The following is a 13,243-nucleotide window of genomic DNA, read 5'->3' on the forward strand; positions in this document are numbered from 1 at the left end:
CTCGCGTTGGGGGCTAGCTGAGCGGGCCGCCGGCCACGTACATGACCTGGCCGGACACGAACCCGGCCGCTTCGCCGGTGAAGAAGGCGATGGCGTTGGCGATGTCCTCGGGCCGGCCGACCCGCTGGACCGGGATCTGGGTGGCGGCGGCGGCCTGGAAGTCCTCGAAGCCCATGCCCACGCGGGCGGCGGTCGCGGCGGTCATCTCGGTGACGATGAAGCCGGGGGCGACGGCGTTGGCGGTGACGCCGAACTTGCCGAGCTCGATGGCCAGGGTCTTGGTGAGGCCCTGCAGGCCGGCCTTGGCGGCGGAGTAGTTGGCCTGGCCTCGGTTGCCCAGCGCGGAGCTGCTGGACAGGTTGACGATCCGGCCGAACTTGGCCTCCACCATGTACTTCTGGCAGGCCCGGGACATCAGGAAGGCACCGCGAAGGTGCACGTTCATGACCGTGTCCCAGTCGTTCTCGCTCATCTTGAAGAGCAGGTTGTCGCGGAGCACGCCGGCATTGTTGACCAGGACGGTCGGGCCGCCGAGGGTGGCGGCGATCCGCTCGACGGCGGCCTCCACCTGGGCGGCGTCGGACACGTCGCAGCCGACGGCGAGGGCCGTGCCGCCGGCGGCCGTGATCGCCTCGACGGTGTCCTTGCAGGCCCCCTCGTCCAGGTCGAGTACCGCCACGGCCCGGCCCTCGGCGGCCAGCCGCACGGCGGTGGCGGCGCCGATCCCCCGGGCCGCCCCGGTGACGACGGCGACGCGCTGCTCGGTGGTGGACATGCTGGTTCTCCTCGCCCTTGAGATACGGCCGCCCAGGCCTGAGCAACCGCTTAGTAGCTTCAGCTGAGGAGACGCTAGGGATCACACCCCCCGCTGTCAACGCCATCCGCCTCCCGCCGCCACGTTCGAGCCGGGCCCCCAGGCCCCGGCCCGCATCCGCGCACCCCGGCGGGCCCGGGGCGCATCGCGCCCGTCGGTGCCGGGCGAAGCCCGTGCACCCCGGCGGGGTGCAGGGCGCAGCCCCGCGTCACGGTGCCGGGCGAAGCCCGTGCACCCTGGGGGCAGGGCGCAGCCCGCATGTCGGTGCCGGGCGAAGCCCAGGCACCTCGGGGTGGGGGGCGCAGCCCCGCGGGCGGGGGCTGGGGCCGCAGGCCCCAGTTTCGGGAAGGGGCGGGGAGGGGACAGCCCCGCGCAGCGGGCCCCGGCCCCGCGCCGGGCGGCGCCGGGCGGGGGTCAGTGGACCAGGAGGTCCAGGAGGCGGTCCACCTCTGCCGCCGGGTCCGCGGTCAGCCCCGTATGGACCGGCCCCGGCTGCACCACCGTGCTCCGTGGCGCGATCAGCCACCGGAACCGCCGCCCCGCTTCGTCCCCCGCGGCCTGGCCCGCGGCCTCCCCGCCCGCGCAGACCCCCTCGACCGCCCGCAGGGCGGCCCGTACGCCGGTCACATCGGCCTCCGGGTCCAGCGCCAGCAGCTTCGCCTCGTCCAGGTGCGTCCGCGCCGCCACGAAGCCGTGCGCCCGGCAGTAGACGATCACCCCCGCGTTGAAACACTCCCCGCGCTCCATCCGCGGCACCACCCGCACCAGCGCGTACTCGAACACATCCCGCTTGGTCACCGGCTGTCGCTCTTCTTCTCGCGGGGCCGTACGGCCAGTCGGTCGGCGAGCCAGCCGGGCGGCTGGGACGGGGCCTTCGCCTCGGCCTCCATGGAGATCCGTTCGTGGATCGTGGCCGCCCGCGCCAGCAGCACCTCCACGTACGCCCGCCGCAGCTCGTCGGTGGAGCCGAAGCCCGGCTCGTCGACCAGCCACTCGTCCGGAACGTCCGCCGCGACCTCGGTCAGCAGTTCCTCGGTGACCCGCGGGGCCAGCTCCGCCGCAGCCGCGGCGATGTCCGGCCCGACCGGGGCCAGCGCGTGGTCGGAGGCGTTGTACGGCTTGGCAGCCGCCCCCTGCGCGCCCGGCCAGTTGTGGTGCCAGATCATCGTGGCGCCGTGGTCGATGAGCCACAGATCGCCGTGCCAGACCAGCATGTTGGGATTGCGCCAGGACCGGTCGACATTGTTGATCAGCGCGTCGAACCAGACCACCCGGCCCGCCTCCACCGGGTCCACCACATAAGCCAGCGGGTCGAAGCCGATCGAGCCCGGCAGATAGTCCATCCCGAGGTTCAAACCGCCGCTCGCCTTGAGCAGTTCCTGCACCTCCTGGTCCGGCTCGCCGAGCCCGATGACCGGGTCCAACTCGATCTGCACCAGCTCGGGAACCCGAAAGCCCAGCCGCTGGGCCAGCCGCCCGCAGATGACTTCGGCGACCAGGGTCTTGCGCCCCTGACCGGCTCCGGTGAACTTCATGACGTAGGTACCGAGATCATCGGCCTCGACGATTCCCGGGAGCGAGCCGCCCTCACGCAAGGGCGTGACGTAGCGGGTCGCGATCACTTCGGACAACATCCGCCCAGGTTATCCGCGAACGTCACGATCCGAAGCGCGGACCGTGGCCGTGGCCATACGACGGAAGTCGGTGGGAGACATCGCGTACGAGAGCCGGAAGGCGCGGCTGAAGTCCGCCTGATGGCGGAATCCCCATCGGGCGGCGGTCTCCCCGGCCGCGTTCGAGTCGGCGCCGGGGGTACGCCCTACCGGGCCGGCTCGCCGGCCTGCCGCGCGAGCGATGCCGCGGCGCTGCCCTTGGCCGTGACCAGCACTCCGACGATCAGGCACGCGAGCAACAGGCCGCCCGCCGCCCACCAGAGGCCGGTGGTGTAGGCGTCCAGCACCACCAGGCCGAACTCCTGGGGCAGCGCCTCGCGCAGGTTCGCGGTGACGATGCTGCCGAGCACCACCGAGGCGATCGCCGCGCCCACGTGATCGGCCACATTGAGGGTGGCCGAGGTCGCGCCGGAGTGCTGCGGGGCGACGCCGGCGGTCGCGGTGGCGTAGATCGGCATGGAGGACAGACCGGTGCCGAAGCCGACGAGGACAATGCCCGGCAGGACCTGCGCCGCGTACGTGCCCCCGGGCTCGAGGCCGGTCAGCAGCGCCAGCCCGAGTGCCGTGATCGCCAGGCCCGCCACGATCAGGATCCGGGGCGCCGTGCGGTGCAGCAGGCGGGCGGAGACCTGGGTGGCGCCGATGACGAGTGCGGCAACCATCGGCAGCAGGGCCACTCCGATTCTGGCCGGGGGGTAGCCGAGGGCGCGCTGCAGATAGAAGCTCAGCAGCGGGAACAAGGTGAGGGTGACCGCGCCCGCCAGGACCATGGCGATGAGGCAGCCGAGGCGGTTGCGGTCCCGGAAGACGTACGGCGGAAGGAGCGGGCTCGAGGTGATGGCCTGCCACCCCAGGAAGCCCGCGAACAGCAGGACGCCCCCGACGATCAGAGTCAGGGTCAAGGGGTCGATCCAGCCGCGCGGCTGGCCCTCGTGGAGGCCGTACACAAGGGCGGTGAGTCCGCCGGTGCCGAGCAGCACGCCGAGTACGTCGAAGCGGGCGCCGGTGCGGCCGACCGGCCGGTTGGGCAGCAGGGTCAGCGCGCCGATGACGGCGATCACGGCGACGGGGATGCCGGCGTACAGGGACCAGCGCCAGTCCAGGCTCTCGAGCAGCCAGCCGCCCATGAGCAGTCCGAGTGCCGTGCCGCTGCCGACGGTCGCGGCGTAGATCCCGAAAGCCCTGCCGCGTTCCTTCGGTTCGGTGAAGCCGTTGGCCACCAGGGACAGCGCGGACGTGGTCACCAGCGCGCCGAAGACGCCCTGCGCGACGCGCGCCCAGACCAGCAGGTCGGCACCGTCGGCTGAGCCGGCGAGCGCGAACGCCGCTGCGGATCCGACCAGTCCGATGGTCAAGGTCCGTTTGGGCCCCACCAGGTCCGCGATGTGGCCGCCGAGCAGCAGCATGCCGCCGAAGGCCAGCACATGGGCCCGGTACAGCGGGTCCATGTCGTCGGGGGCGAGGTTCAGGTCCTGCTGGAGTATCGGCGTCACCAGGGTGAAGGTCGTTGCTTCGAGCAGCACCAGCAGCTGCGCCAGGACGATCACCACCAGGCCCCACCAGCGCCTGGGGTGCGGGGGCGCCTGCTCCTGGAAGACGGGCGGGGGCGGGGGCGCGGACCAGGCACCGGGAAGCGGGCCCGGGGGCGGTCCGAATCCCTGCCCGGGGACGGCGTGCACCGGAGCCGTCGGGGCGTACGGGGGCGGCGGGGGCGACAGCGGCGGCTGGGACTGAGACTGGGGCGCCACGGGACGGATCCGCGGGTCCGCCGTGGTTCCGGCGGCTGCCGCCGGGGCGTAGTCGAGCAACCGGCCCGCATGGCGGCCGAGTTGGGCCAGCACCGCGCCCGGCAGCCATTCCGCCGCCTGATCGGTTGCCGTCCGCGCGGCCACCTCCTCGGGAGTGGGCCGCTTCGCCGGGTCCTTGTGCAGACATGCGCCGATGAGTTCCACCAGCGTCTCCGGTACGCCGGTCAGGTCCGCCTCCTCCTCGGCGATCCGGAAGAGGTGGGCGCTCAGCCCGGTGTCCGCGGCGCCGAACAGGAGGCGCCCGGTGGCGGCGTACACGAGGACGGCGCCCAGGCAGAAGACATCGCTGGCGGGGGTGAGTTCGAGGCCGCGGACCTGTTCCGGGGACATGAACCCGGGCGAGCCGATCAGCGTGCCGGTGCGGGTGTGCAGGCTGTCCCCGGCGAGGCTGTCCATCGCCCGTGCGATGCCGAAGTCGATGACGCGGGGGCCGTCCACGGTGACGAGCACGTTGGACGGCTTGAGGTCGCGGTGGATCAGGCCCGCCTCGTGCACGGTCTGCAGGGCGAGGGCGAGGCGGTTGGCGAGGGTGTGGACCGAGTGCTCGGGCAGCGGCCCGAAGTCCTGGGCGACCACGGAGTGCAGGTCGGGCCCGGGGACGTACTGGGTCGCCACCCAAGGCACGGCGGCCTCGGTATCGGCGTCGAGCACGGCGGCCGTCCAACTCCCGCCCACCCGCCGCGCAGCGGCCACTTCGCGCGCAAAGCGCCTGCGGAACTCGGGGTGGCCGGCGTATTCGGCCTGCACCACCTTCACGGCAACGGTGCGTCCGCCCTCTGAGCGTCCCAGATAGACGAGGCCCATTCCGCCCTCGCCCAACCGGCCGATCAGGCGGTACGGGCCTATGGAAGCCGGGTCTTCGGCAAGGAGATCGTCCACGGAAGGAAGATAGACCAACTATCCGACAGCGGTGGAGCCATAAAGCGATTCGTCACGACCAGGCGGCGAGGACCTCCTCGGTGGTGGTGACCGCGGCGACCAGGGCGAGGGAGTTCCGCAGCACCTGCGCGGTGTACTCGGCCGGCACTCCGGCGATCGCATCGGCCGGGACGACCACCTGGTAGCCGAGGTTCACCGCGTCGAACACGGTGTTGGGAATGGCCACGTTCGAGGACACCCCGGTGACCACCAGGGTCCGGCAGCCGAGGTTGCGCAGCAGCGCGTCCAGATCGGTCCCGGCCATCGGGGACAGGCCGTGCAGCCGCCGGACGACCAGGTCCTGTTCGGCGACCTCGATGGGCGCGGCCACCCGCACGGCCGCGCTGCCGGTCAGCTGCTGCACCGGCAGCTTCCCCGCGGCGCGGAACAGCCGCGCATTGGTGTTGGCGCCCCGGCCGTCCGGCCGCCGCTCGGCGACCGCGTGCAGCACCTGTACGCCGGCCCGGTGCGCGCCGGCCACCAGCTCGGCCACCCGGGCGAGCATGCCGGAGGCCTGCGCCTCCTTGGCCAGCTCGGGCAGGGCGCTGTCCTCGCCGACCACGCCGTTCTGGCATTCGACGGTGAGCAGCGCGGTGGTTGCGGGTTCCAGCCTCTGCATCTCTCCCCCTGGTGTGACGACGGCGGAACCCGCATGATTCCTGACACACAGTCAGATGTGAAGGGGTGCGGCACGGATGGACGAGACCCAGCGGCGCGGCCGGCGGATCATGATGACCGAGCAGGAAGTCGACGCCTTCCTGCGGGAACAGCGGACCTGCCGGGTGGCCACGGTGTCCCCCGACGGCCGCCCCCACGTCGGCGCCCTGTGGTTCGCCTGGGACGGCAGCTCCCTCTGGCTGTACTCGATCACCCGCAGCAGGCGCTGGGCGGACCTGCGCAAGGACCCGCGGATCTCGGTGGTGGTGGACGCGGGCGAGTCGTACGAGGAGCTGCGCGGGGTGGAACTCTCGGGCAGCGCCGACTTCGTGGGCGAGGCCCCCCGGACCGGCGAGCCCTGCCCCGAGCTGGAGGAGGTCGAACGCCTCTTTCCGGCGAAGAACTTCGGGATCGACGAGATGCCGCACGACGGACGCCATGCATGGCTGCGGCTCACCCCGGATGCCGTGGTCTCCTGGGACTTCCGCAAGCTGTAGGGCGGCCGGGAGGGCCGGGGCGTTCGGGGGCAGCCGGGGCTCAGCCCTCGATCCGCGCCGCCGTGGCGCGCAGCGCGTCCACCGCCGCCCGGACGGAGGGCCTGCGGTCGGCGTCCGCGCGCCAGACCACGTACACATGGCGCCGTACGGTGTCACAGACCGGCAGCAGCCGGACCCCGGGCGGCACCGGGCCGCGGCCCAGCCGAGGCGTGATGCAGACGCCGAGCCCGGCCTCCACGAAGGCCAGCTGGGTGTGGTGCTCCTCGGCGATGTGCGCGATGCGCGGCTCGATGCCGGTGCCGCGGAGCGTGAAGACCAGCCATTCGTGGCAGAACTGGCCTTCGTTCCAGGAGACCCAGTCGTCCTCGGCGAACTCCGCCAGGGAGATCTCGGTGCGGTCGGCGAGCGGATGCGAGGCCGGGACCGCCACATCGGCCGCGTCGTCGAGGAGGTGCGCCCGGACCAGTTCGCCGGGGACGGGCATCCGCTTGTTGTACCAGTCGATCGCCAGCGCGAGATCGAGGTCGCCGCGCACCACGGCGGCCATGCTCTCCTCCGGCTCCATCTCGCGCACCCGCACGCGCAGCTCCGGATGGTCCGCCCGCAGTCCCGTCAGGGTGTCCGGAAGCAGCCCCCGCATGGCGGTGGGGAACGCCCCGATCCGCAGCTCCCCCACCGCACAGCCGCGCTGGGCCTCCACATCGGCCTGGGCGAGCTCCACCTGGGAGATGATCCGCGCGGCATGGCCGGCGAGCAGCCGCCCCGCGTCCGTCAGCCGCACCCCGCGGCCGTACTTGGCCAGCAGCGGCTGGCCGACCTCGCGTTCCAGCTTGGCCATCTGCTGGGACACGGCCGAGGTGGTGACGTGCAGTCCTTCGGCGGCGCCGCTGACCGAGCCGTGGCGGGCGAGGGCATCGAGGGTGCGGAGGCGCTCCAGGTTCAACATGTAAGCAATGCTACGCCGTGCACCCAAAAGAATCTCGCTTGTCCTACGAGATCACCGGTCGCAGAGTAGGTGCATGAGCACCCCCACCCGGTCCCCTTCCCTCCGCTCCCTCCCCGCCACGACCGGCACCGGCACCGGCACCGGCACCGGCCGCGCCGCCCTCGACTGGCGGATCCGGTTCGGCGTGCTCTCCGTGATCTGGGGCTTCAGCTTCCTCCTGATCAAGGTCGGCACCGAGGCGTACGCACCGTTCCAGGTGGCCCTCGGCCGGGTCTTCTTCGGCGCGCTCGCGCTGCTCGCCGTCCTGCTGGTCCGGCGTGAACCGCTGCCGCGGGGCCTGCGTACCTGGGGCCATCTGGCGGTGGCCGCACTGCTCCTCAACACCGCGCCGTTCTCGCTGTTCGCGTACGCCGAGCTGACCATCCCTTCCAGCCTCGCCGGGATCTGCAACGCCACCTCGCCGCTGTGGGGCATGGCGCTCTCTCTGGTCGCCCTCTCCGAGGACCGCCCGACCCGCCGCCGGGTCGCCGGCCTGGGCCTCGGCTTCCTCGGGGTGCTCACGGTGCTCGGCGCCTGGCAGGGCTTCGCGGGCGTCGACGCGAAGGGCACCGCGCTCGCGCTGCTGGCCGCGCTCTGCTACCCGATCGGCTGGATCTACGTCCGCCGCACCCTGGCGGACACCCCGGGATCCCCGGTCGCCCTGACCGGCGGCCAGCTGCTGCTGTCGACCCTCCAGCTCGCCCTGACAAGTGCGCTGTTCACCACGGCCCCGGCCGCCTTCCCGCTCTGGCCGACCCTCTCGGTGATCGCGCTGGGCGCGCTGGGCACCGGTATGGCCCTGCAGATGCAGTACGCCCTGGTCACCGAGATCGGCCCGACCACCGCCCAGATGGTCACCTACTTCATCCCGGTCATCGCCACGACGGCCGGCGTCCTGGTCCTCGGCGAACAGCTCCACTGGAACACCCCGGTAGGCGCGGCCATCATCCTGGCAGGCGCCGCCCTGACCCAACCCCGCCGCCGGACCTGACGTGCGAGGTCGAGGGCGGCGCCGGGCGAGGGCGGCGCCGGGCGAGGGCGGCGCCGGGCGAGGGCGGCGCCGGGCGAGGCCGGCCCCGGACAGGGCCTAGACGTACCGGGTCGCCGAGGTCGGGCGGACCGCGGTGGCGATGGCCTCCGCCAGGGACGGGACGTCTGCCGGGGTCAGGCGGGAGACCGTGATCCGGATGCCCGGCGCGCTCTCCACCCGGAAGCGCGCCCCCGGAGCCACCGCCCAGCCCGCCGCCAGCAGGCGGGTGACCACGGCCGTCTCGTCCCCGACCGGGATCCACACGTTCATCCCGCTGCGCCCGTACGCGGCCACGCCCCGCGCCGCCAGCGCAGCCACCAGCGCATCACGCCGCTCCCCGTACCCCCGCGCCACCACGACCGGGTCCACCGCACCCGTGTTCCAGAGCTCCAGCAGCGCGTACTGCAACAGCCGGCTGACCCAGCCGGGCCCCAGCCGCTGCCGGCCGCGCACCCGGTCCAGGGTCACCGGGTCGCCGGTGACGATCGCGAGCCGCAGGTCCGGCCCGTACGCCTTCGCGGTGGACCGCACCAGCGCCCAGTGCCGGGTCAGCCCGCCCAGCGGATGCAGCGGGAGGTCCACGATGCCGTGGCCGTGGTCGTCCTCGATGACGAGCACCCCGGGGTACCGGGCCAGCAGGGACCGCAGCGCGGCTGCCCGGGCGGCGCCGACCAGCGCCCCTGTCGGGTTCTGCGCCCGCGAGGTGACCAGCAGGGCCCGCGCCCCGGCCGCCAGCGCCGCGGCCACCGCGGCCGGACGCGGCCCCTCCTCGTCCACCTCGACCGGCAGGACCCGCAGCCCCAGCGCCGGCACCAGATCCAGCACGCTTCCCCACCCCGGGTCCTCGACCGCCACCGCGTCGCCCGGCTTCAGGTGCGCCGCGAGCACCCGCTCGATGCCGTCCAGGGCGCCCGAGGTCAGTGCCAGCGGCCCGTCCGGCACCCCCTCTGCCGACAGCCCGGCGCGCGCCAGCCTCGCCAGCTCCGGGACCACCGGTTCCTGCCCGTACTCCGTGGGCGCCTGCGCATACCGGCGCGCAGCCGCCGCCAACGGCCCCGCCAGCGCGGGCAGCAGCGCCAGGTCCGGGTTGCCGCTGGACAGGTCCCGGGCGCCCGCCGGTACGGCGATGCCCATCGCCTCCCGCGGGGCGCTGGCCGGCCGCGCCCGGACCCGGCTGCCGCGCCGGCCGTCCGTCTCGATGACCCCCCGCTCGCGCAGCGTCCGGTAGGCCGCCGCAACCGTGTTCGGGTTGACGCCCAGCCGGGCCGCGAGCTCCCGCATCGGGGGCAGCAGTGCGCCGGGCGCGAGCTCCCCCGAGCCCACCCCCGCTTCGACGCTCGCCGCAATCTCCGATGCGCGGCCACCAGTGATCAGGTAATCTCCTAGCACAAACAGCATTATGCACTAGTGCAATGGAGTTCGCACCATGACCGCCCCCGCCACCTCCACCACCGCCCCCACCGAAGCCCCCGCCACCTACCAGCCCACCGAACGGACCGTCCCCACCCGGTCCGCCGACCGGGCCCACTACGACCGCGAAACGGTGCACGCGATACTCGACGAGGCGTACGTCTGCCACCTCGGCTTCGTCCGCGACGGCGCTCCGGTGGTCCTGCCCACCCTCTACGGCCGGGTCGGCGAAACCCTCTACCTCCACGGTTCCACCGGATCTCGCCCGCTCCGCTCCTCCGCCGCGGACCCGGGCCTGCCGGTCTGCGTGACCGTCACCCACGTGGACGGCCTGGTGCTCGCCAAGTCCGCGTTCCACCACTCGATCAACTACCGCTCGGTGGTGATCCACGGCATCGCCCGCACCGTCACCGACGAGGCGGAGCGCCGCAGCGCCCTCGACGCCCTCGTGGACCACGTGGTTCCGGGCCGCGCCGCCGACTCCCGGCCGGCCAACGCCAAGGAGCTGGCCGCCACCGCCGTGATCCGGCTGGACCTGGCCGAGGTCTCGGCGAAGATCCGTACCGGCGGCCCGAACGACGACCCCGCGGACCTGTCCCTCCCGCACTGGTCGGGCGTGGTCCCGGTCGCGCAGACGTACGGGGCTCCCGTCCCGGCCGCCGATCTGGCCCCCGGCATCGCGACCCCGGACTACCTCGCCGCGCTCTGAACCGGCACGGGCACCTGCTCCTGCTCAGGCTCCGGCTCCTGCCGGGCCGACACCGGACGGCGGGCCTCCGCGACAATCAGCGCGAGGACCGCCGTCAGCAGCAGTACGGTGCCCAGCACCACCGCCCCGGTCAGCTCCTCCCCCAGCACCAGAACGGCGATCACCGCCGCGCTCACCGGCTCGATCAGCATGATCACCGACACCGTGGCGGCCCGCACCGCCGCGGCTCCGGTGAAGTAGAGCGCGTACGCGAGCGCGGTCGGCACCGTGGCCACGTACACCAGCAGCCAGAGCACCCGCCCGAGTTCGGCGGTGTGCGGAAGCAGCCCCTCCACCGCGGCGAGCGGGAACAGGCAGACCGCCCCCACCCCGACCGACCACGCCGTGGTCACCAGCGGGTCCCCGGCCGCGCCGCGCTGCCCGCTCCACCGGGTCCGCAGGGTCATCCCCGCGTATCCCGCCGCCGACAGCAAGGCCAGGCCGACGCCCAGCGGACGCACCTCGCCGCCCCCGCTGCCCAGCACCAGGACCACCAGCCCGGCAAGCGCCCCCACCACGGCCGCCGCGCCACCGCGCCCGAGCCGCTCGCCCATCCAGTACCGCGCGCCCAGGGCGATCAGCACCGGGCCGGCGCCCAGGGTGACCACGGTCCCGACGGCCAGCCCGGTCTGCTGCACCGCACCGAAGTACGCGGCCTGGAAGAGGGTGAACAGCAGGCCGGTGCAGACCAGCGAGCCGAACGACGGGCGCGGTGCGCCGCTCGCCGGGCCGCGGCGGCGCACCGCCAGCACACCGAGCAGGACGGCCAGGCCGCCCGCGGACCGCCAGAACGACAGGGACAGCGGCCCGAGATCACTGGCCAGGAAGAGGAGGGAGGCAGCCGCCCCGGCAGTGCCCCAGGCGGCTCCGGCGACGACGAGGTACAGCAGACTGCGCCCGGCGGGCGAGTGGTTCGACACGTGTTTCTCCGTGCGTGCGTGAAATGCGTGAAGGATGAAGGGTGTGTGTCATCGCTTCGCGGGCAGCACGGACCGGCCCGGGAACTGCCCGGGCCGAGGTCTCGCTCTCAGCGGTGGCCGCCCGCGTCAGGCGGCAGGCGGCGGAAGCACGGTCGAATGCACGGTCCTCACCCTAAGCCGTGGTCTTTGCCCGGTCCACCGCGCCCAACGCGTCCAACGCGTCCAACGCGTCCACCGCGTCCACTTCGGGCCCGGCCGGCGCCTGCGGCCGGGCGGTCTGGGCGATCAGCGCCCCGCCCAGCACCAGGCCGCCGCCCAGGATCTGGGGCGCGGAGAGGTGTTCGCCGAGCAGCACCCAGGCCAGCACGGTGGCGACGACCGCCTCCAGGCAGGCCACCACCCCGGCCACCTGCGGCGAGAGCCTGCGCACCGAGACCACCCCGGTCAGGTACGCGAGCACGGTCGCGATCAGCACCACCCAGGCGAGCAGCGCCAGGGCCGGCACCTCCGCGCCGCCCAGCGAGGCGTCCCCGGAGAGCACCTCCCAGTCCATCTGCCAGGGCCGGGCGATCAGCGTCATCACCAGGGTTCCGATGATCAGCCCGTACGCCGCGACGCCGAGCGGGTCCGGGACGTCGTCCCCGTCCGTGCCCTGGTCGGCGAAGATGAAGTAGCAGGCCTGGCAGCAGGCAGCGGCCAGACCCAGCGCCACGCCCAGCGGGTCCAGGCTCAGCCCCGCCCAGATCTCCACCACGCAGGCCAGCCCGACCACGGCGACGGCCGCACCGGCGGCGGCGGCCCGGGTGACCGGCTTGCGCTGGACGAAGCGGATGTAGCCGAGGAGCAGCGCCGGGCCCAGGTACTCCAGGAGGAGGGCCACGCCGACCGGGATGCGGGACAGGGAGGCGAAGTAGAAGGCCTGCACACCGGCCACCGCTATCAGGCCGAAGCCGGCCAGCAGGGCGGGTTTGCGGCGCACCAGATCGCGGTGCCGCCACGCGAGCGGCGAGAGCACCAGCGCGGCCCCGGCCACCCTGAGCCACACCATGTGCAGCGGGTCCAGACCCGCCTCGATCAGCGGCTTCGCCGCAACTCCCGAACCGCCGAACGCGGCTGCCGAGACGAGCGCGAGGCCCAGTCCGGCGTTCTTCCCTGACGCTTGCATCGGGCCATCATGACAGTCGCCGTCAGGAGCGTCACGCCGGTGACGCCTGTTGAGACGGTCACAGATTTTCTGACAGGCCGCCAGTATTGAATCTTACGGCCGCCGGGGCTACGTTCCGCGCACGTACCCGACGAGAAGGGCTGGTCGCATGGCTGAAGTCACCGCGGAATCACGCATCGAGGCGTCTGCCGCGAAGGTCTGGTCCCAGCTGACGGACTGGGGTGCGTACGGCCAGTGGAGCATGACCCACACCAGCTTCCCCAAGGGCGGACCGGAGACCTTCGCGGTCGGGTCCACCTTCGAGGAGAACATGAAGATGATGGGCTTCCCCGCCGAAGTCACCTGGACGATCGAGGAGCTGGAGGCGGAGCGGGTCTTCGCCATCAAGGGCAAGGGCCCGATGGGCGTGATCGTGGGCACCAAATACACCCTGATCCCCGACGGCGGGGCGACCACGGTCCGCATCGACGGGGAGTTCACCGGCGCAGCCGTCTCGCTGATGGCGGGCAAGCTGAAGGACTCGGCCACGGCCGCGCTCAACGAATCGCTGCGCAAGCTGGCGGTCTTGGTCGCCTGACCCGCCTGACCTCGGCCACGGCAGGCAGCACGGCCGCGCTG

13 protein-coding genes are annotated in these 13,243 nt (G+C 73.2%); 4 read left to right on the forward strand and 9 right to left on the reverse strand.

Annotated features, from left to right (window positions below):
- Window positions 1-13 precede the first annotated feature (13 nt).
- From fabG to ABT123_RS03105, 5 genes are all read right to left on the reverse strand, one after another.
- Window positions 14-775 carry a 3-oxoacyl-ACP reductase FabG gene (gene fabG / locus ABT123_RS03085; protein WP_351308914.1) on the reverse strand — a complete coding sequence of 254 codons (762 nt, stop codon included), beginning with the start codon at window positions 773-775 and terminating at the stop codon, window positions 14-16.
- A 453-nt stretch (window positions 776-1,228) separates the two neighbouring features.
- Window positions 1,229-1,612 (reverse strand): DUF3037 domain-containing protein, encoded by a 384-nt coding sequence (locus ABT123_RS03090; RefSeq protein ID WP_351308917.1) that lies wholly within the window; start codon window positions 1,610-1,612, stop codon window positions 1,229-1,231.
- Complete coding sequence (locus tag ABT123_RS03095) at window positions 1,609-2,448, reverse strand: HipA family kinase (RefSeq protein ID WP_351308920.1); 840 nt, start codon at window positions 2,446-2,448, stop codon at window positions 1,609-1,611. The genes ABT123_RS03090 and ABT123_RS03095 overlap by 4 nt, the downstream gene beginning before the upstream one ends.
- 185 nt (window positions 2,449-2,633) lie before the next feature.
- Complete coding sequence (locus tag ABT123_RS03100; RefSeq protein WP_351308923.1) at window positions 2,634-5,174, reverse strand: MDR family MFS transporter; 2,541 nt, start codon at window positions 5,172-5,174, stop codon at window positions 2,634-2,636.
- A gap of 52 nt (window positions 5,175-5,226) precedes the next feature.
- Entirely contained in the window at window positions 5,227-5,832 is a 606-nt protein-coding gene (locus ABT123_RS03105; RefSeq protein WP_351308926.1) for a cysteine hydrolase family protein, read from the reverse strand.
- 76 nt (window positions 5,833-5,908) lie between these two features.
- On the opposite strand from ABT123_RS03105, the gene ABT123_RS03110 reads away from it, so the two are divergent.
- Window positions 5,909-6,367 (forward strand): pyridoxamine 5'-phosphate oxidase family protein, encoded by a 459-nt coding sequence (locus ABT123_RS03110; RefSeq protein ID WP_351308928.1) that lies wholly within the window; start codon window positions 5,909-5,911, stop codon window positions 6,365-6,367.
- A 40-nt stretch (window positions 6,368-6,407) separates the two neighbouring features.
- On the opposite strand, the gene ABT123_RS03115 is transcribed toward ABT123_RS03110, so the two are convergent.
- Window positions 6,408-7,313 (reverse strand): LysR family transcriptional regulator, encoded by a 906-nt coding sequence (locus tag ABT123_RS03115; protein ID WP_351308931.1) that lies wholly within the window; start codon window positions 7,311-7,313, stop codon window positions 6,408-6,410.
- A 73-nt stretch (window positions 7,314-7,386) separates the two neighbouring features.
- Here ABT123_RS03115 and ABT123_RS03120 point away from each other — a divergent pair, with 73 nt between their 5' ends.
- The gene (locus ABT123_RS03120; protein WP_351308934.1) at window positions 7,387-8,343 is read left to right on the forward strand and encodes a DMT family transporter; all 957 of its coding nucleotides are present in this window, start codon (window positions 7,387-7,389) and stop codon (window positions 8,341-8,343) included.
- Between the two features lie 96 nt (window positions 8,344-8,439).
- Here ABT123_RS03120 and ABT123_RS03125 read toward each other — a convergent pair whose 3' ends face one another.
- Complete coding sequence (locus ABT123_RS03125; protein WP_351308937.1) at window positions 8,440-9,780, reverse strand: aminotransferase class I/II-fold pyridoxal phosphate-dependent enzyme; 1,341 nt, start codon at window positions 9,778-9,780, stop codon at window positions 8,440-8,442.
- Window positions 9,781-9,808: 28 nt separating this feature from the next.
- Between ABT123_RS03125 and ABT123_RS03130 the strand changes: the two genes are divergently transcribed.
- Window positions 9,809-10,501: a pyridoxamine 5'-phosphate oxidase family protein gene (locus ABT123_RS03130; RefSeq protein ID WP_351308940.1), complete on the forward strand. Its 693-nt coding sequence runs from the start codon at window positions 9,809-9,811 to the stop codon at window positions 10,499-10,501.
- Here the strand turns inward: ABT123_RS03130 and ABT123_RS03135 are convergent.
- Both ABT123_RS03135 and ABT123_RS03140 read right to left on the reverse strand, forming a co-directional pair.
- Window positions 10,483-11,460 (reverse strand): DMT family transporter, encoded by a 978-nt coding sequence (locus ABT123_RS03135; RefSeq protein ID WP_351308943.1) that lies wholly within the window; start codon window positions 11,458-11,460, stop codon window positions 10,483-10,485. The two genes, ABT123_RS03130 and ABT123_RS03135, sit on opposite strands and share 19 nt — an antisense overlap.
- Before the next feature lie 172 nt (window positions 11,461-11,632).
- On the reverse strand, window positions 11,633-12,625 hold the full coding sequence (locus ABT123_RS03140) for an EamA family transporter (protein ID WP_351308946.1): 993 nt from the start codon (window positions 12,623-12,625) through the stop codon (window positions 11,633-11,635).
- Window positions 12,626-12,773: 148 nt separating this feature from the next.
- Between ABT123_RS03140 and ABT123_RS03145 the strand changes: the two genes are divergently transcribed.
- Entirely contained in the window at window positions 12,774-13,202 is a 429-nt protein-coding gene (locus ABT123_RS03145) for a type II toxin-antitoxin system Rv0910 family toxin (protein ID WP_351308949.1), read from the forward strand.
- Window positions 13,203-13,243 lie beyond the last annotated feature (41 nt).

Origin of the sequence: Streptomyces sp. NPDC002054 (assembly GCF_040296685.1) — a bacterium.
Lineage (GTDB): Bacteria > Actinomycetota > Actinomycetes > Streptomycetales > Streptomycetaceae > Streptomyces.